Here is a 23,469-nt window from a genome sequence, read left to right on the forward strand (position 1 = left end):
TGTCAAATTAAGATTCGTAATCGCCATTAAGCATTTTACGTAAAAGATTCATGGCAACTACACTGCCATAATTTATATTTGTGTCTCTTTGGTTCGACATTTGAATTTTTCGTGCAATGGTTTTACCCTCCATAGCACAGGCTATCCAGAGCGTACCTACTGGTTTTTCTGGTGTGCCTCCATCAGGCCCTGCTACGCCACTGGTTGCTATGGCAAAATCTGTTTTCATTAATGCTCTTGCACCTTCGGCCATTTGGGTAACAGTTTCTTCACTTACAGCACCGCGGGCTTCAATAGTTTCGGGTTTTACACCCAACACATTAATCTTAACCGAGTTTGCATAGCTTACTACTCCTCCCATAAAATAAGCAGAACTGCCAGGTACTTTTGTAAACAAGTGCGAAATAAAACCACCTGTGCAACTCTCAGCCACCGAAACGGTTTTGCCCTGGCTTTTTAATTGATTACCAAGTGCTATCTCAAGATCGTCGTTATCATAACCAAAAACAAACGATTTTATCATGGGCAACACCTTATCAACTTCCTGTTGCACTTCTTGTTTTAAAATTTCTTCATTTTCTCCTACTCCGGTCAATCTTAAACGTACTTGCCCAAAGCTTGGAAGATACGCTAATTTTATGTGCGGTGGTAAACTATCTTCCCATTTTTCTATTTTTTCAGCCAGAAGTGATTCGCCTATTCCTATTGTACGAATCATTTTATGATATATTACTGGCGTATCGAAGTATTTCTTTAGTCTTGGCAATACTTCGTTGGCCATCAGGTATTTCATTTCATGAGGCACTCCCGGCATCGAAACAAAGATTTTGCCTTTTGCCCCTCCCTCAACTTTCTCAAACCACATTCCCGGAGCTGTGCCTGTTTTATTGGCAAGATAAGTACAACGGCTCGGTATTAATGCCTGCTGACGGTTTATTTCAGTCAGTGGGCGACCTCTTTTATTAAAAAATTCAGTAACAAATAAAAGTGCATCTTCGTTTATTACTAATTCATCATTAAAGTATTTACACAATGTTTTTTTTGTTATATCGTCTTTTGTTGGCCCCAAGCCACCTGTTAATAATATAATATCAGCTCTATTTTCAGCTTCTTCCAGTATCTGCAAAATTTTCTCTTCCTGGTCTCCTACCGACGACTTTCGTATTGTCTTTATACCTAGTTTGTCTAGTTCGGTACTCATCCATTGGGTATTGGTGTCAGTAATTTGTCCGTACAAAATTTCATCTCCAATTGTTACTACTTCCGCAAAAATAGGTCTCATATATATTACATTGGGTTTTGTTATTTCAGAAAGTGTATATTAAAACTTAATTTGCACAAAAATACAATTTTCGGTGTTCATTCGTTAGTAAGACAACTATATAATTAAAAAAAACAATTTTAAACCCGCTAAAAATGAGAAGATTCCTTATTCTTTCGTTGATTATTAGTACTTTAACTATGCAAGGCTGTGCCGGCCAGAAAATAAATCTTGGTAAAGTTTTAGATGGTATTTCTAAAAGCACACAAGGCGGAGGCCTAACCAATGACGAAATTATTTCAGGTCTAAAACAAGCACTACAGGTTGGAATTAATAAAGGTGCCGATAGTGCTTCGAAATTAAACGGTTATTTTCTTAATCCGATGATTAAAATCCCGTTTCCACCGGAAGTAGAAAAAGTTGAAACTGCTTTAAGAAAAGTAGGTTTGGGCGGCGAAGTAGATAAATTTGTGATGGCACTAAACCGTGGTGCAGAAGAGGCAGCCAAAGAAGCTAAGCCAATTTTTGTGAATGCCATTTTAAGCATGACTTTCACTGATGCATTAAATATTTTGAAAGGAGAAAAAAATGCAGCAACCATGTACCTGAAACGTACTACCTCTGAGCAATTGATAGCAGCTTTTTCGCCAGTTGTTGAAAAGGCACTCCAAAAGACACAAGCAACACGTTATTATGCCGATTTAGCCGGAACGTATAACAAGTTACCTTTTGTACAAAAGGTGAATCCTGATTTGAAAGGCTATGCAACTGAAAAAGCAATTGATGGCTTATTTATATTAGTTGCAAACGAAGAGGCAAAAATCAGAGAGAATCCGTGGGCAAGAACAACAGATTTATTGAAGAAGGTATTTGGTTCTATTTAATATAAGATACGCCCAAACAAGAAGGACACGCTTTTACACGTGTCCTTTTTTGTTTCCCTCTATTTACTAAACATCACTGCGCTATCATTTAACTCAAACTTTTTACTTTTTATCAATTTTATCATCTCCGACCCTGCCAGTAACACCGGGCCATAGCCATGCGCTGCATAAACATTTACAGGCCGGTAATAATAAAACGCAGGGTCGAATCCCATTCCTGTCCCAACACATACGCCTTCTACCTGACCTCTCTCATTTACTTTTGTAGCTACGGCATTCCAAGCTAATAATGCCATTGGGCCATAAGTTGTGGCATCTAACCAACCTCTGTTAATAGCTTTGGCTATGCTATGCGCATAAATAGCTGTGGCAGAGGTTTCAAGATAAGAATCATGGCGGTCAAGCAATTGATGCCAGAATCCGGAGCCTGATTGTTGTGCAGCCAAGCCCTTTGCATGGGCTTTTAGTTGGGCAAGTACTTCTGCCCTACCTGCATAATTTTGTGGTAGAACTTCCAACAACTCAACCAGCGTCAGAATGGCCCAGCCATTGGCTCTTGCCCAATGAAACTCTGGGTGCGTTTCCATTTCTTGCACCCAACCATGCATATACAAGCCCAAATCTTTGTTAAACATTCGTTTTGAGAATTGTAGCACTTGTTTCACCGCATCATCATAGTATTTTTTATCACCAGTCAAGCTTCCCATTTGTGCTATGGCAGGCACTCCCATAAACATATCATCAAGCCACAAAGTATTTGGCAAAGGTCTGTTACGGGCAAGGGTACCGTCTTTCAAGCGAAACTCTTTTGTGAATATATAATTAATGTAATGGTCTATAATCGGTCTTAAATCTGTTTCCATCACGCCACTTTTGGTGGCTCTAATCATGGCTGCGGCCATAGCACCACAATCGTCCAGTGCATGAGGCGCAATAATCTGCCTGAGTGAGGTTTGGGGGTTTGTTTTGTAGATTTCTCTGAAATAAGGTACTACATCGGCTATAAACTTAAATCTTCTGGTAGTATAATTGGTAAATGATGTATCACCAGTTACTTCTCCTGCCAATAGCATAGCCTCGTAAGTTACACCCCATTCATAACTTGTAAGGCTGAAATCACCTTTAAAAACAATGGAATTAGTGTTTATTTTTGAATAATCTGTTATTTCGGCATTTGTTGCTTTATCTACTACCTTTATCGGCGTTGCCTTTTCAAGATAATTTTTCACTCGGTTCATTACAGCCACAATATCTTCCTGCTTTGTTGTACCATATAAAGTAGGGTAATCGGGCTTTGCAGTGTGCAAAGCATCAGAGTGTAATGTTGAGGCAGGTGCTTGTTGCTGGGCAAAGCTTTGCAATCCGATTGCCAAACCTAAAGCAATCAGTTTTAATGATTTTAACATGATAAGAAAAAACTGTTTAATGAACAAAATAACTACCCATTCCGATAAAGGCCGAAGAAAGCACTATCAGAAATAAGCCTAGGTATAGTACACGCATAGTTGGGCCGCTTGCGCCCTTCCATTCTTTATAAAATAATCCCCATAATGTGCCAACTAAAATAATAAATGCCATGTGGAGCGTCCAGGAAGCAAAATCCAATGACGAACCTAATTTGGTTTGTCCCATTCCATAGAAAAAGAACTGGAAATACCACGTTATACCAGCCAGAAACGCCCATAGATAATTGTTTTTTAATGGAGTTTTGGCATTAGTATAGTCACTGAATGATTTGTTTCTGAAGTTCAGAATCATACACCAAACAAAGTTTGTAGCAAAACCTCCGATTAATAGCACAGGCAATATAGCGTTATTTTTAAATAGTGGGTCTGTACCATTTAATTCTGCCTGATTGGCAATTGGCGCGCCAACTGCAAGCCCAAAGGCAAAACAAGCACTCATGATTCCGCAGAAAGTACCTACAACCAAACCTTTTTTCAAATCAAATTCTTTTATTGAAGCTTGTTTGGCATCGGCGTCTAGTTCTTTTTCTTTCATCATTCCGGCTTTACCACATACAAAAATGCCAATTACACAAAGCGCAACCCCAGCTAAAGTGATTTGTCCTGAACTTGAAGCTAACAATTCACCAAAACGGCCTTCATAAATTGGTGGTATAAGTGTACCGAATGCCGCACAAAAGCCTAATGCAACAGCCACACCCAACGAAACACCCAGATAACGCATAGTTAGGCCATAGGTAAGACCACCAAAACCCCACAATACACCAAAAAGCATGGTATAAAAGATTGTTTCGCTACTTGCGGACTGAATGCTAGGCAGTAAGTCTTTAACTGTAATAAAGCCAAAAAGCCACGGGGCTATTATCCAAGAGGCCACGCCCCCGATAATCCAACCACTCTCCCACGACCATTTTTTAATATTTTTATACGGAATATAAAAGCTACCGGATGCAAAGCCCCCGATAAAGTGAAAAATTATACCAAGAAGTGCATTCATAGAGGTTTATTTTAGGGTAAATAAAAGACTTCGCTTAGGGGTACTGAAACTGGTGAATTGTCAGGGTTTGCGTCCATAATATCGGCCATATAAGCCCACCATCGCTTGGTTGTTGGGTGCTGTGGTAGAGTATCGAGCAATGCAGGGTCGTCAATTTTAAGCGAAGCAAACAAAATATTGGTTTCTTCGTCCAGAAAAATGGCGTAATCTTCCACACCAATTCCCTTTAGCAGTTCTTTCATCTCTGGCCAAAGTTCGTCGTGTCGGCGTTTGTACTCCTCTGCCTGGCCGGCATGTAATTTCATTTTCAAGGCAACTCTCTGCATCATAGTGGTTTATGCTAAAAAAACTTTTTCAATCCTTCCCATTGTACTTTCCAGCTCCCATCTTTCGGGAAACCCGGATTTTCTTCTTTACAATCATCGTATCCGGCACACATCAGGGCAACTGCTGCTAGAAGGCCGCCATTACCCGGCATATATAATCTTAATCGCTGGTCTTGGTAATTATGGCCATTGTTCAGAAATGTATTGGTTCTGATATTCATTAATAAGCCATCGAGGGCATAATTTGGCAGTCCGAGTCGGGTGGCCGACATAGCTACCATCGGGAAATCCCAGCCCCATGTATCGTCCCAATGCCATACTTCCCACACCTTCTCAAAAGTATTTTTCATGATTGTTGTATCAACCATTGGGGTAACAGGCAACATACCATAAGTAGCTAAAACAGACGGATGGTCGGTAAGAAAAACCGGATTTGTGTAAGAATCCTGTGCACTCTCAGCCGCCAGATAAACCTCATCTTTCACAGGTAATGCCGATAATTTGTCTATTACCTCTTGCCAAGCCTTATTTGGTTTTAAACCAAGGCGTTTACGCCACTCTTGTGCTGTATTCAACGCCCAATACCAGTAGTTAAGCTCATAACTTGGGTTAAAGGTTTGCTCTGGTTTAAATCGCTCTTGTGCAGGAATCAGCCCAGGGCCTAATATGTACTTACCTTTCTCCTTATCAAAATAAGCATAGGAAGCCATAAAGTCGGCTGTTTCAAAAATGAGCTCCTTGTATTTTTCAAGGGTTTGTTTGTTAGGTTTTTCACGATAACACAATTCGGCAAAAGTGATAATATGTGGTTGCTGCCAGATAAGATATGCACCTACCGATGAGGCCGTTTCGCCTCCTTTATAGTCGGTCATTTTTTGCCATCTTGCACCCTTAAAGCCTTGACGATGCGCTATCTTTTTGGCAGTTGGCAAAGCAATTTTATACCAGTTAAGGCTTTTTTCGAGTAAATCAGTTCTTCCCCACAAAGCAAAATGAACACTATGCCACCAATGCATTTCCATGTGCGGTTTACCAAACCAACTGTTATAGGTGAGTCCTGTTTCTTGCGGTGGTGTTTCAGTAGTGCCTTGTACTTTTGTGAGGTATTGCGATAGAATAATACGTCTTTCTAACTCTGTGGCACGTTTATCAGTGCTACCTGAGAAATCGATTGCTCCACCCGAATTCCAGAATTGATTCCAGCCTGTCTGGCTATTTGTGCGCACAGCTGCAAAGTTTACTTGATTTGCTTCTGGTGTTTTTTCTGAGAAATCACAAGTAAACGACCAGCTTGTAGCTTGCGTTACAGGTTGAATTACAAAATAATGTGCTTGCTTAATTTGCGACTTAACATTAAGGCTCGAACTAAGCCCGATAGTATAATTTAAATCGTCAATTTTATGTTTAACTATTACACGTTTTTCGCCTTGTTTGGTAACGATTGACGAATGCTTATCTACATTTGCCCAGTTATTTCCGCTATCGATAAACTTATCGGTTGGGAAAGGGATTCGGATTCTTAGCATTAATTGCCCTGATTTTAGCAAAGGAGATTCAACCGAAACAGCTATTATATCTTTTTGCTGATGGCTTACAGTTTTTACCTCTACGGGCTGCCCGTCAAATACAAAATGGCTTGTTATTTCTCCTGTCCATAAATCAAGCGTCTGGTTAACATCGCTTATATCTGTAGTTAGTGCTTTAGAACCGTCTTTTTTGTACAATTCAAAGCCAATATTACCTAAGTGCACTCGATGTGGATTTTGCCTGATAAAATTAACAGCATCTTTTCTGCGTTGAGGTTTAGCAATTTGTGGCGTGTAAATAACTTTACGGCCGTGGCTGTCTATTTCTTTGAAGCTCTGTTCGATTGTATAATTTTGTGTATTCGGAAAACTATGCCAGCTCCATTCTGATTGAGTGCCGAGTGGGATTCCGTTTGCATAATAATCAGGGAATGTCTGTAAGCCTGTAGCATCTACTGTAAAGGCAAAACTACCATTGCCAACAGTAAGAGAAGACAAGGTATCCAGCGACTTTACTACAACATTATGCCTATTTACCAACGCCTGGCGGTTAATCTTTTGTGCAAAGACAAATGAAGGACAAGTGATTAGAAAACAAATTTTAAGTAAGCGTAAAAGAAAAATCATTATGTAATTAGCGTATATCCTTGTATCAAAGATAGACATTATCTCCAATTTTCCTCTCCTGTACTCTCATGTTATTAAATTTTTTCATTGAAAAGTTGTATTAATGCAAGAAATACGAGCAACTTAATAAAGTCTTAATCAGAAATTTAAGAGTTTTTTGAACTTTCTGGCTCAAAAAGTAATTTTAAAACTATTATCTTATCTAATATCAGTTGAATGAAAAAATCAGAAATTAATTTTAGTATTGAATTAGACGCAACCAGAATTCCTGAGAAAATATTCTGGGATGCAACTGAAAATCCAAACGAAGGAATCAACGAAAGCAAAGCTATTTCAATCGCAGTATGGGACCATTACCACAAAGGTTTGCTAGGTATTAATTTATGGACAAAAGATATGCCTTCTGACGAAATGAAGCATTTTGCAATTGATATTGTAGGAAATGTAGCTCAAATGGTGGCAGATTCTACAGGAGATAAGAAAATGATTGAGATTTTGGAAAGTACTTGCAGAAGCCTGAAAAGACATCTTGATGAAGAAGCGAAAGAAAATCCTCAGCAATAATCAGGGCATATTAATAAAAAAGATGGGCGTTCTGAAAATTTCAGAACGCCCATCTTTTTTAAATATCAACCAGAGAATTTTGGCTTAATGATGGTGGTCAACGTCAGTAACCTCAGCAGATTCTGCTCGGTTTCTTACATTTAAAGCTTTTTTAGGCTTAATAATCTTTGTCCAGGTAAGAAACTTGATAACCGGATAGGTAGGGTCAATTTCATACCATTTTTTACCGAAGTTAATCGACATCGGGTGTTTATGGTGATTATTCTGAAATAATTCGCCCAACATCAAGAAATCAAAAAACAGCGAATTTTTAGATTCGTCTTTGTTATCAAAATTCTGGTATCCGTATTTATGACCGCTCCAGTTTACGATAGCACCGTGGATTGGCCCCATTAAAAAGTGGATTGGCAACAAAAAGAAGAAACCCCAGTGAATATCGAAATAGAAAAAGCCAATTACATAAAACAATACATAACTTGTACCCCAAAGGATTCTCGAAATCCAGGTATCGCCTATTTTATCAATGGCTTTCCACTCTGGCAGGTCTTTTTCGAATCTTTCCTCAATTTTATATTTATAATTCAACAATGAGTTATAGATTTCTTTTGTTTTCCACATCATCGTAAATACGTTTTCTGTATGATGTGGTGAGTGTGGGTCTTTCTCGGTATCGCTGTATGCGTGGTGCATACGATGCAAAATAGCATACGAACGAGGATTAAGATAAGATGAGCCTTGTGAAATATAGGTTAAAAAATAAAAGAACTTTTCCCAGAACTTATTCATTGTAAACATCTTGTGTGCTGAGTATCTGTGCAAAAAGAATGTTTGGCTAAACAATGATAAGTACCAGTGTCCGAAGAAAAAGGATAATGCGGCAACCATTTTATTGTGCTTAGTAAATTAGATTAAAATGCAAATATAAGTTGTAAACGCCAAAACTTATAAAATTGTTACTATGTTGCAAATGAAACAAGAAAGTTCTTTAAAATGTCCTAATCTACTTCTAAGAATTATCCAATTTAGAATAACCCTAAATAAGATTAATAATTTGTAAAGGCGTATTGCACCAGATTAGCGCCCATTTGAAGTGCTTTTTGTCTTATTTCTTCCGGGTCGTGGTAAACGCTCTGGTCTTCCCACCCATTGCCAAGGTCACTTTCATAACTGAAATAACATACCAGTTTACCTTGCCAAATCAAGCCAAAACCTTGTGGAGGCTGGTTATCATGCTCATGAATCTTTGGCAAACCACTTGCAAATTTATATTTCTGCTGATAAACTGGGTGAGAAAAGGGTAACTCTATAAACTCAAGCTCAGGAAATACTTTTTTCATTTCACGTCTGATAAACTTATTCAAACCATAATTATCATCTACGTGTAAAAAACCACCCGAAATAAGGTACTTACGTAAATTTTGGACTTCGGCATCTGTAAACAATACATTTCCGTGGCCTGTCATGTGTATGAAGGGATATTGAAAAATGTCTCCACTCCCAACCTCTACAATATCTTCTTCGGGATATATATTCATTTTAAGATTCTGGTTACAGAATTTTATCAGATTTGGCAACGAGGTTTTATTAGCATACCAATCGCCACCGCCGCCATAGCGTAGTTTGGCTATTTTTAGGGTTGGTTGTTGTGCTACTATATTTATCAACACAGCACAACATAATATCAGACTTAATGAAGCAATTTTAATAATCTTTTTCATCGAATAAATCTTAGCGGTTATTTATCTGTTACACCAAATTATTGCTTAATGTGCAAGCTACCAGCCCTGCGGTTTCGGTTCTTAGCCTTGCATTACCTAAAGTAACCCATTGAAAACCCGCTTGCTTAGCCTGTAAAATTTCATCGGCCGAAAAATCGCCTTCGGGGCCTACAAGTATGCAGTACGAAGATTTAGGCTTTAGCATACTTACCAAAGGCATTGACTCGTCGGCCAGATGCGCCAGAAATTTCTGTTCCTGTTGCACTGTTTTCAGAAATTTCTCAAAGGGCATGAGTTCGTTAATCTTCGGCAAATATGCTTTTAACGACTGTTTCATTGCCGAAATAGCAATTTTTTCAAGCCGCTCTGTCTTCTGCTGTTTGCGCTCCGAGTGTTTTGTTTGTATTAACGAAATTTCATCTATTCCTATTTCAACACTTTTCTCAATAAACCACTCAAGCCTATCGGCATTTTTGGTTGGAGCAATAGCAATATGCAGATAGGTATCTCTTTGCTGAAAGTTTTGCTGTGTAGAAACAATGGTAAATTCACACTTTTTATCGTTGGCTTTGGTGATTTCGCATTGATATAGCCCACCCACACCATCAACAATATGGATGGTATCTTTTGCAGTTTTTCTTAAAACTTTTACACAATGGCGAGAGTCCTCAGGGTCAAGAAAATGATTCAGACTAATATTTGGTTGAAAGAAAAGAAGCATGAAATTTTTAAGACAATATTGATGCCATAATTAGTCGTTCTTACAGCCGCCAATTTGCGCTGTAAAAACACTACCCGATGGTGCATCAAAACCATGATTGAGTTCTATAAATTTATTTGCTTCCAAAGTTAGTTGTTTTGTGCTATTTAACGAAACAATTGCCGTAATTGAAGTATTAGCACCTATGTAGGTCAATTGATTTAAATTTTTCAGGAGTACAGTGTCAAGGCATTTCAGAAGAATTTCTTTTACTTCTGATTTCGCTGCGGGAGCGTCCGCACTTACTCTGTAATAATAGCGACTATTAAGCTCTACTTGGGTATCATAATAGATGTTGCCTGTAATTGTACCTATTTCTGTTAAGTTATCTGCGCCATTCGTACTACGTTCTATACGATACTTGGTTGCAGAATCGCCATTCCAGGTTAGTTTCACCATAATTTCTTCATGTGCAATCAACTCCAAGTCAATAGAGCTAGGTGTTACCGGAGGCTCGGGATTAGTCGGATTATTGGGTTCCGGATTAATTGGTGGCTCAGGATTTACTGGAGGTTCGGGGTTAATTGGTGGCTCCGGATTTATCGGCGGTTCTGGATTGACAGGTGGGTCAGGATTACTTGGTACTTCCGGTGCTTGCCCGCCAATTTCAACATTGTCAAAGCTAAAAGCCCGCATACCTAAACCATTTGTAATATGAGCACCATAGTAAATATTAGCAAAGTAATTCGGCAAATATGATACAGTTTTAGGATTGCTGACATTTGCCAAAGTCAGATAGATTTTATTTCCTGAGCCTTCACCCGACTGTACCACATCGTTCCGGCCATCAATGTAAATAAAATCTTTCATGCTGTAATTAGTGCCATTGGAATATATATACTGAGGATATGTCATTTGCATTCCGGCATCAAATTCTAATACTAATCGGTTGCCTTCCCAATAGATTCTTTGAATATCAGGTGAGTAAATTTCGTTGGACTGGGTATTGCCGTAAACTTCATGCCCTATGATTCTTGCTAACTCTGTGGCTGTTTGGTTATAACCCTGAAAATTATAATGAAGCCCATCGTAGCCCGTTGTACCAACTGTACTTAGCGTACTGATTTTAGGATAAAGATATTTACTTTTTCGTTGAAAATCCCTTAAAAAGCCTGCTTTATGGTTTGATTCTGTAAGAATATTTGATTGAAGATTGAATATTTTCCGAAGATTAGGGAAATCGGCATTCAAATAGTTGTAGAGCGTAGTAAATTGAGTGGGGTAAGCCTCTGAATCGGCAAAGTAAATACCATCGCTCTCTCCATGTCTGAAAACCAGATACCGAATCTGGTCTTTTAAACCACTGGCATTTGCCTGAATCAGCATCTTCCCGTAATTACTTTCTGTATTAGCCGGATTCTGCGGATTACGGTTATTAAGATTTTGCATGGCTGCACCGCCCACAGCCGCTACAATTACCCCAACGGGATAATTATTTTTTTCACTTAGCAATCTTTGTAACTCAAGCGCAATCAAACCTGTACCCGGCCATTGGGCTGTTTCAAACGGTACTAACCATTCACCATTCGATTGGCTAAAATCATACATTACATAATATCTCAGAAATGGGTCTCTGGCAGGCATATATTCATTGATACCGCCATAACCCAAAGCATTTGATTGTCCATAGACTAAAAATACATCTCCAACGGCTATTCTTGTCGCAGTTTTCACTTCTTTGCCGTCAAGGTATAGGTTTGCTGAATAATCGTACTTCCCGGCAGGTAGTTTAGGAGAGAACTCAAAAGCATTTGTATCAGCAACATTGATTGTATTCTCATAAAAAACATCTTCGTTTTTAAATATCTTCAATGTAAGAGAAGAATGTCCGTTCTCTGTAACAGTGCCTTTTACAGCAACAGAAGCCTCGTTTTGCTCATTTCTTTGCAAAACCTGATTACTTAGCGGAAATTGCTGATATGCGATTTGGGCATAAGTAAGTTGCCAACAAAACAGCATTGGTAAAATAGGTTTTAGGTAACCTATTTTATAGTTAAAATGGCCTAGTGTAAACACAGTTTATAAGTTTTCATGGTTAGAACCTGTTAAAACAAGTTCATAGTATTACTAATCGAATTAGAAAAAAGCGTGCCAATTTTCACAATTCCTATCAATAACATAGAAGCTAAACTATCAACAATCACTAAAGTTTTGTCTTATTGCACAATTATTTTTCCTGAACTAACATACTTCCCGTTTTTAATTCGGTATAAATAAGTACCTGCGCTTAAGCTTCTGGTCGAAATCTGGCTTTTCTCATAAAACTCTGTTTTATTGATGAGTTTGCCGCTGGCATCAAAAAGGCTAAAATCGGCAATTATTTTGTTATTTGTTTCAATAATAAAGTATTCGGTAGCCGGATTAGGGTAAACCTTAATTAAATCGGCATTTGTGGGCTCATTTACCAGCACAATCTTTCTTACTTCGATATTCGCCTTGCCTTCGGTTTTACCATTTCCACAGACATTTTTTAAAGATAAAACCGAATAACTGGTTGTTTCTGATGGTTTTACTTTATGCTCCCACTCGTTTTTTGTGGCGATATGATGAGTGGAGTCAGACAACAGAAAGTCAAATGGCGGTGCTCCGGTAAATTTCAGAAGAATCGTAGCATCGTCTCCCTGATTTATTTGTGGGGTAATGGTTGAAATGTTAACCAAAGGCTTTAAATGCAGGGAAAATGCACTTGTAGCCAGTTCGTTAGTTTTATTATCTACAAGAAGCCTTATTTTATAATGGTCTCCGGCTTTAATATCTTCCGGAAATTTCACCATAATTGGTGAAGATTTTCCTTCTCCGATTACTCTACCAGCAGCAAAACCACCTGTTTCGTCAGATAATTGCACTCTAAAATTTGTACCCTCTTCGTCTTCAAAAGTTGTGTAATGTAACTCTGCTTGTGCTCCGCTACATTTTACTGTGGGCTCAATATATATTGTTAATGGCCCTAAATGTGGCGCAACTTCAATCGGGTTGTTTCTGATGCTTACGTTCTCAAAACTGAACGCCCGCATACCCAATGAATTTTTGATGTGCGTTCCTTTATAAAAAGATAGTGGCGTTGCGCCTTCATACGACGATGGCAGATAAGAAACTACCGAACCCTTTGTAGTGGTTGTCAGGTAGATTTTATTGCCTATACCTATACCTGAATTTACTACCCCGTTTTTACCATCTATATAAATAAAGTCTCGCATTCGCCATACGTAATTATTAATAGTGGTATCATTCGGATACTTCATCTGCATATTTTCGTCAAATTCAAGTACTAATTGGTTATTTTCCCAATAGGCTTTTTTCAAGTCAGGCGAATAAATTTCGGCTGATTGCTGTACTCCATAAATTTCTTTGCCTATAATTCTTGCCAATTCAAAAGAGCTTTGGCGGTAACCGGCGGTGTTGTAATGCAGGCCATCGTACCCTTGGGTACCAACTGTACTAATATTGGTAATAGTAGAAGAAACATTTCTGGAGTTACGCTGAAACTCTCGCAGAAATCCGGCTTTAGTGTTATGGTTTGGAAGAATATTAATCTGGTAATTATATATCTTCTTTAGATTCGGAATGTCTGTTTTCAGGTACGAAAGAAGTTTGGTAAATTGATGAGGATATGTTTCAGAATTGCCATTGAAAACGGCATCGGTTTCACCGTGTCTGAAAACTAAATATTTAATTTGCTCTTTTGCGCCACTCGCATTTATTTGGCTCATAAACCGCCCATATTCATTTTGGTGGTTAGCCGGGCTGGTAGCATTACGATTCGCAAGAGTAGCAATATCGGCACCGCCAACGGCCCCTACTATTACACCAACCGGATACTTGTGCTTTTCGTAGAGCATTCGCTCCAATTCTAGAGAAAACAAACCTGTGCCCGGCCATTGAGAAGTCTCAAAAGGCACAAGCCACTCGCCTTCTTTATGTTCAAAATTATACATCACATAGTAACGCAAAAAGACATTTCGTAAGGGCTGGTATTCATTAATGCCACTATACCCCAGCGCATTCGACTGCCCATAAAACACATAAATGTCTCCAACTACTACCCTATCGGCCTTTTTTATTTCGTTATCGTTGAAATAAACCTTTACATAATAATTAAACTCTCCTGCTTTGATTTTGGCAGTCAAATCAACCTGTGTTTGGCCCATAAGATTTACTTCGTTCTGAGAAAAGAGTTCTTCTTCCCTCCATATTTTTAGCGTTACTTTCCCTCTTAAATCTGCGTTTACTGTGCCCCTAACTGTAATAATTGCTTCATCTTTATCATCCCGCTGTAAAATCTGATTGTTAGTCGGAAAATTCTGAAAATTAACTTGGGGAAAGGCTTTTAGTGCAGTAATAAAAAACAAAGTAATGACAAGCACACTTTGTTGACCAAAGTAGATTTTATTAGTTTTCATAGAGAGTTATGTAGTGCAAAAAACAAATATAATGTTTTTTACGAGAAAGTATGGTTCTTTCTATGAAAACGATTTGTTAAGTCTAATAATACTTTTTGCAGAAAAATTTTATCTGATTACATATTTTCCTGCTAAATCAACAGATATAGCAGGTAATTTTTTACTCTTTTCGAAAGAATCGTAGATTGATTTTAGGTTTCCCCAAAATGATAGTAAAACCTTATCAGCTTTATATTTGTCTTTCAAAGTTGTATAAGAGTCTTCATCAAGATGCGCCGGAAAAATATGTACATGAATGGGTCGACCTGCATTTCGTACTTTAGCAGCCAACAGATATAGCTCTTCAATGTTTTCATTACCCAAAGGTATGCAGCCAATAGAAACACAATCGCCATGAATATAAATATCACTACCCGGATTTTGTTTATCAGAAAGTATCAAGTCTGATTGGTTTGGATAGTTTATTTTAAAAGAAAGATGGTAATCGCTCTGCGGATTAAAATTTGTAACCTCATATACTCCCTCAGGCACTTGTTTATCACCTGAACGCCTTTTAGGCCCTAAAACCCCAGAAAGCACACAAAAATCGTAGGTTTTTATTAACTTATAGGTTATTTGGCTCTTGTTTTTAGCCCAGATTTCAAGTTTCTTCTCTTGCTTTACGGCACGCAAAAACAAGTCAAAATCAGTGGTATTAATGCTTTTTGAACTCAGTAATTTATCAACATCTTTCCCTTTGGAGGCATAAGCATGGGCAACTCTCTCAAATTTCAGTTGTTTCTCAAAAAAATCAGGTGGCAGACTAAGTGGTATCATACTCAGTATTAACAGAAACAGCGTTTTCTTATATGATTTTATTACATTGTTACACCCAATTTTACTCCAAAGCGTTGATACTTACCATTTTCATAACTTGTTACTGCTTCTAAGCGCACAGCTTTAAGGATACCATCAATTCCGTAACCAATCTCAACATAATCTTTTAAAGTTGGTGACCTGAGGTAATTAATAAAAATATCTTCTTTTAATCCATACAGCCTGGCAAGCGGAATTTGGGTCAGTAATAGCTTCTTGAACTCATTAATCACGTGTCCTTCCACATAACGCCCTCTGGTACTAAATCTGTATGGGTTAATATAACTAATGTTTGTCTCTCCCTCAACAGGTGTGCGAGTATCAAGCAAACGATAGCGGGCAAAGAGCCCCGTTTGAAGCGCATTCAAATAGTTGTTGTTGATGTGCTTCATATCCATCAGGAAAATTCTTCTGTTATTCACAAACTGCCCTCCTTCAAACATATAATCTAGTTTACCAAATTGTCCTGTATTGACAGTTTGTCTTATACCAAAGCTAAGGTAATCAAAATCGATATCTAACATCCCTTTTTTATAAGTAAAGGTAAATATCGGCGATCTACCCGGAATATATCTTTTTATACCATTACGAACTGCAAGGCGGTTTGATGGTGCCCATCTTACTTGTACTAGCCCAATAAGTGCCGTATTGGCTTTAAAAGGGCCCGGAGGCTGCTCAAGACTTGGAGGGTTATTCACCGAAAATCCATTTTTCGGAAAGTCTTTAATCACATATATTTTGCTAAGGTTTTCGAGGGGTGTTCTTCTTGCAATTTCGATATTGGCCGAAAACTGCCATCTTGGGTCTTGCTCAAAAGTATAGCCAAAGTTCAGATATTTTTTGTCATAGATTTTCATAAAATTCTGCTCGTTGAAGAGCGTCGTAACTGAATTCATCCATTCAAAAATATAACTGTTTGGGTCAAACTGCGCAATGTATTTCCCTACACCTACCGAGACTTTTGATGCGCCTTTTTCTAAATCAAACCCTAGCCTTCCTCTTAGTTTTTTCTCCTGAAATGCATAGCGTATATTTCCATAAAAATTATATCTGAACTGGGTTCTGGGGCTCAAAAAAGCATAGTTTTTATAACCTAGCCCTAAATCTGCAACTACGCCTTCAACCGAATTGTAATTTAGCCCTACAAAAGGCATATAGGGTGGTTCAAAGTGTAGATATTTTCCGTTTTTAAGCCTAAAATCGTAGTTCATGATAAAATATTGCCACGATTTACGCACGGAATCTCGTTTCAGACTATCTTTTTTCAAGACATGGGCTACTTTTATGCTGTCTCCATAATTATAGCTTTTCTTTTCTTCTGCTGTTAAAGGAATATTCCGAACCGAACGCCAGAATGTTGAGTCTTTTGAGCGCGCCTGCGGGTCTACTTCTATTATTTCATTACTTAAAACCTCTGAATTTTCTCTTTTCTCTTTCGCCCTTTTTCGCTCTTCTTTTTCATAATCTTTCATTATTTTCTGAAGATTTTTCAAAGAAAAAGCCTTTTGCTCTTTCAACAGGTCCTCTGTTTTAGATTCCTTAATTGTTTTTCTGGAGAGTACGTCCTGCGATTTCCCCTCTTTGGTCTCGTCAATCAGTTTTATTTCTTCTACAAAAGCAGGGTTGGTTTTAATGCTCGAATAAGTAGCATTTACCTGTGCTTTAATCAGAAAATCAAAGCCAAATAGTTTTCCTGATAAATCGAGACGCTGGTTAATCGGGCGCCATACTTTTTCTATTGGCCCATAATACTGGCTTAGTTTCAGATTGAGCCCATTCTCAATGGTTTCAACATTTATGCTATGGATATTCCAGTAATCATCAATGATATAGATTGTTCCTTGCCAAACGCCATCGCCATACGATTTTGGCAGAATCTTAATTTTGTTAACAACCAGTCCTCTGTCCTCAAAAAAGCCTTCGTATTCAAACTTATAATACTTAAATGCGAGTGGAGATAAAGGAGAAACACGATTAGTGCCCGGCTCGTAGAAATCAAAAAGATAAAAACCATCAGAAATCGAAATACCTTCAAATGTACTCTTTTGCCCTAAAACCTTGGTGTATTTTGAATTTGGCTGAGTGAAGCTAATTTCCATCACAGACTCCGACAAAAACGGAACACCTTCTTTTATATTTTGTTTATTAAGGTCTTTTCTTAAAACCAGTGGAATCTTATTTAAAACAATCGAATTTTTAACATAAGCACTCGCCTGATAACTGATTACCTGTTTCTGGTGAATTTTACTTTTAGCAATAGCCTTGCGCATAATTGTATAAGCAGGGTCTTCTTCCTTCGAACTTATTTGTACTTCTTTAAGCACAACTGTCTGTTCTTCCAGCTTTATGTTCAATTCTACAAATTCCTGCCCTACAGTAACACGTTTGGTTTGGGTTTTATAGCCTAAAAACTGAAAATCAATTTCATAAGTCCCAGGTTTCAGATTCACAAGGTAAGCTCCATCGGCATTGGCCATAGTACCCGTATTATGCTTCTTTACAATTACAGATGTAAAAGGCAAAATTTCGCCTTTAGTGTTGCTTATCACACCTCTGATACCCCCGGCCCATAATTGCGTGTAAGAAAATAATAGAAAAAAAATAATTGTGAGTCTGAACATGGGAATATGCTAAAAGTGAATTAACGAGTGCATCGGCGAATTATTTCCCGACAAGCCACTTCAAGAAAACAGGCATGGCTTCGTTCCATGTTTTTTGGTTGTGCTCACCGTCTTTAACTTCATAATACACTATATCAACTTCCTTTTTGTAGCCAAGGTTTTCGAGTTCAGTAATTAAATCGAGCGTATCTTCTATCGAATCAATAATACCATTGTTGTTTCGATCGTCTTTTTCGTCGTTTGTACCACACTCAAACCAGAACTTTTGCCCCTGTTGGTAATGTCCGCTCTTGATTATATTGTGCATGATACGGTCTTTGTCGTCGTCGTAGCCTTCTTCATAAGCTCTTTTACGCCACCAGAAAGACCCACTAAAAACACCAACTTTCGAAAAAACGCTTGGGTTATTCCAAACAATATCAATGGCCGAAAGCCCACTTAATGAAAATCCGCAGAAGAAATTATCAGCCTGATTGGTAGAAGTATGATAATGATGGCGAATATGCGGAACAAACTCTTCAATGATAAACTGGTTATATTTTCCGGCCAGATTTCCTCTATTTTTGTAGTCGGGCATAGCGGCGGTGCCGTACTCGTTAATTCTGTTTTCGTTGGTATGTATTGCTACCAAAACAAAAGGTGTTATATCGTTGTTTTGATAAAGATTCTGAAGAACCTCTTCCATTCTGAGCGCTTGCAGGTCTTGCCCGTCGTTCATAAAAAGCACTTTATGCATGTGCTGTGCGTCAAAATCAGAAGGTAATATTATATCATAGACAAGGTCTCTATTTAGGTATTTTGAGTAAATTTTAAGGTTTTTCTGAACGGAAATATGCTGCACTTGTGAATAGGTTTTAAATGAAAAAAATACTGAAATAAAAATTAGTAGCCTGACCGCCAAAACAAAATTTTTGAAAATCATTTGTTTCATTGATTAAAATCGACTAATATTTCAGTTAAAGTTTTATTTCGACAAAATTACAAATTCAGCACTCGAAAACACCAAAAGCAAACAAAACAATATTTTATTTTTTACAAAAACATTTTTACAAAATTTTATATTTACACCAAAGGCAAAAATAAATCATAATCAAAATTTTATTCGGCAAAATATTTTTACTTAAATAAATAAACTACGATTTTTGCAGTAAAATAATTCATCAATCACATAAAAACTCTTCAAACGAAGACCATTTAAGTAAACACGGCTGTATGAACGAACAACACATAAGGTTCTTTTCGCATTTTCTGGGCAGAGATATTGACATTTTAATCAATGGCCATTGGGGTTACCCGATTCTGATGTTTCCGACATCAATGGGAAATTACCTCCAAAACCGTGATTTCGGCCTCAATAACTCTGTGGCTAATCTGGTAAATGAAGGAAAAATAAAACTCTACAATGTAGATAGTATCGATTTCCAGAGTTTTTATGCACAAGGCTTATCGCCAAACGTAAAAATTTTCAATTATAATCTTTATACCCGATTTCTGAGAGAGGAATTGGTACCCTTTATCCAAAGAGAATGTAATGTACACCGCATAGCTGTAGCAGGTTGTAGCTTTGGGGGGTTTCATTGTACTAATTTTGCCTTTAAATATCCTGATGTGGTAGACTATTGCTTCAGTATGAGTGGTGCATTCGATATAAAAAGCTTTATGAAAGGGTATTTTGATGACAACGTGTACTTTAACAATCCGGTTGATTATATGCAGAATCAGGATGGTTGGAAATTTAACCACATGAAGATAGTATTGGGCACTTCGGATTGGGATATTTGCAAGGCTGATAATATTAATATGTCACGTATTCTGGCTAGTAAAGATATTAACCATTGGTACGACGAAAAAAAGTGGGCGTCGCATGATTGGCCGCTCTGGCGCATGATGTTTCCGGAATATGTAGGAAAAATGGTAGCTGGACAATTATAAATGTGACCAAATACTTAGCAAGCGGTCAAATAATTTATCTTACAAAGAACACATACAATAAAAAAATAAAGCAATAATTTAATTAAGACTTGTTTATGAAAAAAATAGGAATTCTTTTTGGCATGGAAGATACTTTTCCGTGGGCGTTTATTGAAGAAGTAAACAAAACTGCTCCGGCGGGTATTATTGCAGAGCCTGTATCTATTGATAAAGTAGAGCAAGGTGTAGCAACTGATTATGCTGTTATCATTGATAGAATTTCGCAAGATGTACCATTTTACAGAGCTTATTTAAAAAATGCAGCACTTTGTGGTACAGCGGTAATCAACAACCCTTTCTGGTGGAGCGCCGACGAGAAGTTTTTCAACAACTGTCTGGCGGTAAAACTAGGGGTTCCGGTTCCTAAAACCGTATTGTTACCATCAAAAGAAAGACCAACCGATACTACAGATAAATCGTTCAGAAACCTTAAGTTTCCGATGGATTGGGAATATATGTTTGGGCAAATCGGTTTCCCGGCTTATATGAAACCTCACTCAGGTGGTGGCTGGAAAAGCGTTTACAAAGTATATGACCCGAACGACCTTTGGCAAAAACACGAAGAAACGGGCCAGTTGGTAATGCTATTGCAAGAAGAAATTCAGTTTACTGATTATTATCGTTGTTATTGCCTTAATGGTAAATATGTGCATATTATGCCTTATGAACCTCGTAACCCACACCATTTACGTTATGCTACTCAACCTAAAACACAAGGCGAAGAGCATAAAAAGCTAATGGCTACCATTACAGACTATGTGCTTAAATTAAACCATGCATTGGGTTATGATTTTAACACTGTTGAGTTTGCGATTCGTGATGGTATTCCGTACGCAATTGACTTCTGTAACCCTGCTCCTGATGCCGATGTAAACTCGGTAGGTCAACAAAACTTTGATTGGATTGTTGAAAACGCTGCAAAAATGGCTATCGAAAGAGCTATTGAGCAAAAAGATGGCAAAAACAATTGTACTTGGGGAACATTTACAGCATCGGCTATCGCAGATCAGGCTAATAACCTAATTATAGGTGGAGCACCAAAAGCACCAGCAGCAGAGAAAAAACCAGCTCCTGCCAAAAAAGCTGTAGAAAAGAAAGCAGAAGAAGCTCCGAAAGCCGCCAAAGCAAAAAAAGAGGAAGCTCCTAAAAAAGCAACCAAGAAAAAATAAATGCATGCAAAGGGTTGGTAGTAGCCTATACTACCAACCAACAATAAACTATTCTACTGGTAATCCCTTGAACTAAGAAAATTATGTCACAATTCACATTAGGCATTGAGGAAGAATTTCAGACAATTGACCCAAAAACTCGTGAGCTTCGCTCACACATGGCTAAAATAGTTGAGGGCGGACAGGTAATTTTGCAGGAAAGAATTAAACAAGAAATGCATCAGGCTGTGGTTGAGATGATTTCAAGCGTATGTGAAAACATTCAACAAGCCCGAGAAGAAGTTACTTATTTACGGAGAATGCTGATTGATTTGGCGGGCAAGCAGAATCTACGGATTGCTGCAGCAGGCACGCACCCCTTTTCAGACTGGCAACGGCAATTGATAACGCCCAACGAAAGATACGAAAAACTGATTGACGATATGCGTGATGTGGCTCGTTCGAACCTGATTTTTGGTTTGCACGTGCATGTGGGGATTCCGAATCGGGAAGAAGGTATGCAGATACTGAATACAGCCCGCTACTTTTTGCCCCACATTTATGCGCTTTCAACCAATTCGCCATTCTGGTGTGGCCGCAATACAGGTTTTAAGTCGTATCGCTCTAAGGTTTTTGATAAATTCCCGAGAACAGGTATTCCTGATTATTTTTCAAGCGTGGCAGAATATGACAATTACGTAAACCTGCTTGTAAAAACCAACTGTATCGACAATGGCAAAAAAATCTGGTGGGATATTCGTCTTCATCCGTTTTACCCAACTGTTGAGTTCAGAATCTGTGATATTCCGATGCGGGTAGACGAGACCATCTGTCTGGCAGCTTTAATGCAGGCTATTATTGCCAAAATTCATAAACTTCATCGTCAGAATCTTAGTTTCCGGCCTTATCATCGAATGCTTATCAGCGAAAACAAATGGCGTGCAGCAAGATATGGTATTCAGGGCCATCTGGTGGATTTTGGTAAAGAACAAGAAGTGCCGTATTCGCATTTGGCTGAAGAGCTAATGGAATTTGTTGATGATGTTCTTGACGAACTAGGCAGTAGAAAAGAAGTTGAGTATATTCATGAAATTTTAAGAATGGGAAGCGGCGCTGACCGACAACTGAAAGTGTTTGAAGAAACAAACAGCCTAAAATCGGTGGTTGACTATATAGTATCGGAAACTAAATTTGGACTATAGTTTTGAACCCAGAAGTCGGTTTTATTTGTTATAAATATTCATTAATTCCAAAATCCTGTAAGTCTACTTTCTAGCTTGCAGGATTTTATTTATAATCAGGTTTCTGACCTGCTATTCCACAGATTTTATTAAATTTGTGTTAAGAGTATATTCAGAAATTATTCTTCGGCCTCTAAAAGTTGCCTTTAAATGACACTTTAGGGTCAAAAAACGAATTTTTAATATACTTAGTATTTGTTTTACTAATTTAAGCCTTGTTATAAAATTAACAAGCCTATTGTGTTATGAATATTGCAATTTTAGACCTATATGATGGCAGGCCAAACGAAGGTATGCGTTGTATAAAAATGTTATGCGACCAGTTTTTATCGCAGGAGGGATCAGGTGGCCGCTATGATATTTTTGATGTTCGTCAAAAAAACGAAATCCCTGATATTGACAAATATCAGATATTTATCTCTACCGGAGGCCCTGGTAATCCATTGCCTGAAGGCCATGCCTGGGAGAAAAAATTCTATAAGTTTATAGATGATATTTTTGCCTATAATCAAGAGAACGAGGTTAAAAAATATCTTTTCTTGATTTGTCACTCTTTTCAGATTGCTAGCCACCATTTAGGTTTTGGCGTGGTTTGTAAAAGAAAATCGACTTCGTTTGGTGTTATGCCTATCCATCGAACAGAAGATGGCGAAAACGAACCACTTTTCGAAAAACTTCCTGAAGTTTTTTATGCCGTTGATTCAAGAGATTATCAGTTGATTCAGCCTGATTGGGAAAAGATAAATGATTTTGGCGCAAAAGTATTGTGTCTTGAGAAAGTTCGCCCTTATGTACCGCTTGAAAGGGCTATAATGGCTATCCGGTTCTCTGACGAGGTGTTTGGTACGCAGTTTCACCCTGAGGCCGATTCAGAGGGTATGATGCATTACTTTAAACAAGAAGAAAAAATGCTCGCAGTTATCAAAGAATATGGTTCTGAGAAATACGAAGAAATGATTGACCGCCTCGACGACCCGGATAAAATTATGCTTACAGAAGCCGTTATTATTCCGACTTTTTTGCGCACTGCCGCTGAAAATATTTTAGAATTGGCTTAAAACCGACAAATAAGTGTATCTCAAAGGTTTTTATGACAAATAATAC

The 23,469-nt window shown here is 38.0% G+C and carries 19 protein-coding genes; 6 read left to right on the forward strand and 13 right to left on the reverse strand.

Going from position 1 to position 23,469, the window contains the following annotated elements; genetic code table 11:
• Window positions 1–7: 7 nt before the first annotated feature.
• Window positions 8–1,282, reverse strand: coding sequence for a competence/damage-inducible protein A (locus WAE64_RS18565; protein WP_340239109.1), 1,275 nt, complete (start codon window positions 1,280–1,282; stop codon window positions 8–10).
• Between the two features lie 134 nt (window positions 1,283–1,416).
• Between WAE64_RS18565 and WAE64_RS18570 the strand changes: the two genes are divergently transcribed.
• Window positions 1,417–2,145, forward strand: a complete 729-nt coding sequence (locus WAE64_RS18570) for a DUF4197 domain-containing protein (protein WP_340239110.1) — start codon at window positions 1,417–1,419, stop codon at window positions 2,143–2,145.
• Window positions 2,146–2,204: 59 nt separating this feature from the next.
• On the opposite strand, the gene WAE64_RS18575 is transcribed toward WAE64_RS18570, so the two are convergent.
• Genes WAE64_RS18575 through WAE64_RS18590 form a run of 4 tightly spaced genes read right to left on the reverse strand, consistent with a single transcriptional unit; the run spans window position 2,205 to window position 7,087 of the window.
• Entirely contained in the window at window positions 2,205–3,551 is a 1,347-nt protein-coding gene (locus tag WAE64_RS18575; RefSeq protein WP_340239111.1) for a glycoside hydrolase family 88/105 protein, read from the reverse strand.
• A 16-nt stretch (window positions 3,552–3,567) separates the two neighbouring features.
• A complete protein-coding gene (gene rhaT, locus WAE64_RS18580) occupies window positions 3,568–4,608 on the reverse strand; it encodes an L-rhamnose/proton symporter RhaT (protein WP_340239112.1) in 1,041 nt (346 codons plus the stop codon).
• Window positions 4,609–4,619: 11 nt separating this feature from the next.
• Entirely contained in the window at window positions 4,620–4,937 is a 318-nt protein-coding gene (gene rhaM, locus WAE64_RS18585; protein ID WP_340239113.1) for an L-rhamnose mutarotase, read from the reverse strand.
• A gap of 11 nt (window positions 4,938–4,948) precedes the next feature.
• Window positions 4,949–7,087, reverse strand: coding sequence for a hypothetical protein (locus WAE64_RS18590; RefSeq protein ID WP_340239114.1), 2,139 nt, complete (start codon window positions 7,085–7,087; stop codon window positions 4,949–4,951).
• Window positions 7,088–7,303: 216 nt separating this feature from the next.
• Here WAE64_RS18590 and gldC point away from each other — a divergent pair, with 216 nt between their 5' ends.
• Window positions 7,304–7,651 (forward strand): gliding motility protein GldC, encoded by a 348-nt coding sequence (gldC, locus tag WAE64_RS18595; RefSeq protein ID WP_340239115.1) that lies wholly within the window; start codon window positions 7,304–7,306, stop codon window positions 7,649–7,651.
• An 84-nt stretch (window positions 7,652–7,735) separates the two neighbouring features.
• Here the strand turns inward: gldC and WAE64_RS18600 are convergent, their stop codons facing one another.
• The 8 genes from WAE64_RS18600 to WAE64_RS18635 form a co-directional block, all read right to left on the reverse strand.
• Window positions 7,736–8,536, reverse strand: coding sequence for an acyl-CoA desaturase (locus WAE64_RS18600; protein ID WP_340239116.1), 801 nt, complete (start codon window positions 8,534–8,536; stop codon window positions 7,736–7,738).
• A gap of 158 nt (window positions 8,537–8,694) precedes the next feature.
• A complete protein-coding gene (locus tag WAE64_RS18605; protein WP_340239117.1) occupies window positions 8,695–9,369 on the reverse strand; it encodes a DUF4159 domain-containing protein in 675 nt (224 codons plus the stop codon).
• Between the two features lie 28 nt (window positions 9,370–9,397).
• The gene (locus tag WAE64_RS18610; RefSeq protein ID WP_340239118.1) at window positions 9,398–10,090 is read right to left on the reverse strand and encodes a 16S rRNA (uracil(1498)-N(3))-methyltransferase; all 693 of its coding nucleotides are present in this window, start codon (window positions 10,088–10,090) and stop codon (window positions 9,398–9,400) included.
• Window positions 10,091–10,120: 30 nt separating this feature from the next.
• Window positions 10,121–12,145: a sialate O-acetylesterase gene (locus WAE64_RS18615; protein ID WP_340239119.1), complete on the reverse strand. Its 2,025-nt coding sequence runs from the start codon at window positions 12,143–12,145 to the stop codon at window positions 10,121–10,123.
• Window positions 12,146–12,285: 140 nt separating this feature from the next.
• Window positions 12,286–14,529 carry a sialate O-acetylesterase gene (locus WAE64_RS18620; RefSeq protein ID WP_340239120.1) on the reverse strand — a complete coding sequence of 748 codons (2,244 nt, stop codon included), beginning with the start codon at window positions 14,527–14,529 and terminating at the stop codon, window positions 12,286–12,288.
• A gap of 108 nt (window positions 14,530–14,637) precedes the next feature.
• Window positions 14,638–15,345 carry a L,D-transpeptidase family protein gene (locus tag WAE64_RS18625; RefSeq protein WP_340239121.1) on the reverse strand — a complete coding sequence of 236 codons (708 nt, stop codon included), beginning with the start codon at window positions 15,343–15,345 and terminating at the stop codon, window positions 14,638–14,640.
• A 41-nt stretch (window positions 15,346–15,386) separates the two neighbouring features.
• Complete coding sequence (locus tag WAE64_RS18630; RefSeq protein ID WP_340239122.1) at window positions 15,387–18,005, reverse strand: DUF5686 and carboxypeptidase regulatory-like domain-containing protein; 2,619 nt, start codon at window positions 18,003–18,005, stop codon at window positions 15,387–15,389.
• Window positions 18,006–18,045: 40 nt separating this feature from the next.
• Complete coding sequence (locus WAE64_RS18635) at window positions 18,046–18,846, reverse strand: alpha/beta hydrolase (RefSeq protein WP_340239123.1); 801 nt, start codon at window positions 18,844–18,846, stop codon at window positions 18,046–18,048.
• Between the two features lie 371 nt (window positions 18,847–19,217).
• Here WAE64_RS18635 and WAE64_RS18640 point away from each other — a divergent pair, with 371 nt between their 5' ends.
• The 4 genes from WAE64_RS18640 to WAE64_RS18655 all read left to right on the forward strand — a co-directional run bounded on the left by WAE64_RS18640 (window position 19,218) and on the right by WAE64_RS18655 (window position 23,423).
• Window positions 19,218–19,937, forward strand: coding sequence for an alpha/beta fold hydrolase (locus WAE64_RS18640; protein WP_340239124.1), 720 nt, complete (start codon window positions 19,218–19,220; stop codon window positions 19,935–19,937).
• Between the two features lie 95 nt (window positions 19,938–20,032).
• Window positions 20,033–21,145, forward strand: coding sequence for an ATP-grasp domain-containing protein (locus WAE64_RS18645; RefSeq protein WP_340239125.1), 1,113 nt, complete (start codon window positions 20,033–20,035; stop codon window positions 21,143–21,145).
• Between the two features lie 83 nt (window positions 21,146–21,228).
• The gene (locus tag WAE64_RS18650; RefSeq protein ID WP_340239126.1) at window positions 21,229–22,326 is read left to right on the forward strand and encodes a carboxylate-amine ligase; all 1,098 of its coding nucleotides are present in this window, start codon (window positions 21,229–21,231) and stop codon (window positions 22,324–22,326) included.
• Between the two features lie 284 nt (window positions 22,327–22,610).
• A complete protein-coding gene (locus WAE64_RS18655) occupies window positions 22,611–23,423 on the forward strand; it encodes a type 1 glutamine amidotransferase (RefSeq protein WP_340239127.1) in 813 nt (270 codons plus the stop codon).
• Window positions 23,424–23,469: the final 46 nt, after the last annotated feature.

This window comes from Emticicia soli (genome assembly GCF_037860775.1).
GTDB classification, from domain to species: Bacteria; Bacteroidota; Bacteroidia; order Cytophagales; family Spirosomataceae; genus Emticicia; species Emticicia soli.

What these genes read in the sequence shown, in the direction of transcription:
- WAE64_RS18565 (WP_340239109.1), bottom strand. Translation starts at nt 1,282, where the DNA reads ATGAGACCTATTTTTGCGGAAGTAGTAACAATTGGAGATGAAATTTTG.
- WAE64_RS18570 (WP_340239110.1), top strand. Translation starts at nt 1,417, where the DNA reads ATGAGAAGATTCCTTATTCTTTCGTTGATTATTAGTACTTTAACTATG.
- WAE64_RS18575 (WP_340239111.1), bottom strand. Translation starts at nt 3,551, where the DNA reads ATGTTAAAATCATTAAAACTGATTGCTTTAGGTTTGGCAATCGGATTG.
- rhaT (WP_340239112.1), bottom strand. Translation starts at nt 4,608, where the DNA reads ATGAATGCACTTCTTGGTATAATTTTTCACTTTATCGGGGGCTTTGCA.
- rhaM (WP_340239113.1), bottom strand. Translation starts at nt 4,937, where the DNA reads ATGATGCAGAGAGTTGCCTTGAAAATGAAATTACATGCCGGCCAGGCA.
- WAE64_RS18590 (WP_340239114.1), bottom strand. Translation starts at nt 7,087, where the DNA reads ATGATTTTTCTTTTACGCTTACTTAAAATTTGTTTTCTAATCACTTGT.
- gldC (WP_340239115.1), top strand. Translation starts at nt 7,304, where the DNA reads ATGAAAAAATCAGAAATTAATTTTAGTATTGAATTAGACGCAACCAGA.
- WAE64_RS18600 (WP_340239116.1), bottom strand. Translation starts at nt 8,536, where the DNA reads ATGGTTGCCGCATTATCCTTTTTCTTCGGACACTGGTACTTATCATTG.
- WAE64_RS18605 (WP_340239117.1), bottom strand. Translation starts at nt 9,369, where the DNA reads ATGAAAAAGATTATTAAAATTGCTTCATTAAGTCTGATATTATGTTGT.
- WAE64_RS18610 (WP_340239118.1), bottom strand. Translation starts at nt 10,090, where the DNA reads ATGCTTCTTTTCTTTCAACCAAATATTAGTCTGAATCATTTTCTTGAC.
- WAE64_RS18620 (WP_340239120.1), bottom strand. Translation starts at nt 14,529, where the DNA reads ATGAAAACTAATAAAATCTACTTTGGTCAACAAAGTGTGCTTGTCATT.
- WAE64_RS18625 (WP_340239121.1), bottom strand. Translation starts at nt 15,345, where the DNA reads ATGATACCACTTAGTCTGCCACCTGATTTTTTTGAGAAACAACTGAAA.
- WAE64_RS18630 (WP_340239122.1), bottom strand. Translation starts at nt 18,005, where the DNA reads ATGTTCAGACTCACAATTATTTTTTTTCTATTATTTTCTTACACGCAA.
- WAE64_RS18640 (WP_340239124.1), top strand. Translation starts at nt 19,218, where the DNA reads ATGAACGAACAACACATAAGGTTCTTTTCGCATTTTCTGGGCAGAGAT.
- WAE64_RS18645 (WP_340239125.1), top strand. Translation starts at nt 20,033, where the DNA reads ATGAAAAAAATAGGAATTCTTTTTGGCATGGAAGATACTTTTCCGTGG.
- WAE64_RS18650 (WP_340239126.1), top strand. Translation starts at nt 21,229, where the DNA reads ATGTCACAATTCACATTAGGCATTGAGGAAGAATTTCAGACAATTGAC.
- WAE64_RS18655 (WP_340239127.1), top strand. Translation starts at nt 22,611, where the DNA reads ATGAATATTGCAATTTTAGACCTATATGATGGCAGGCCAAACGAAGGT.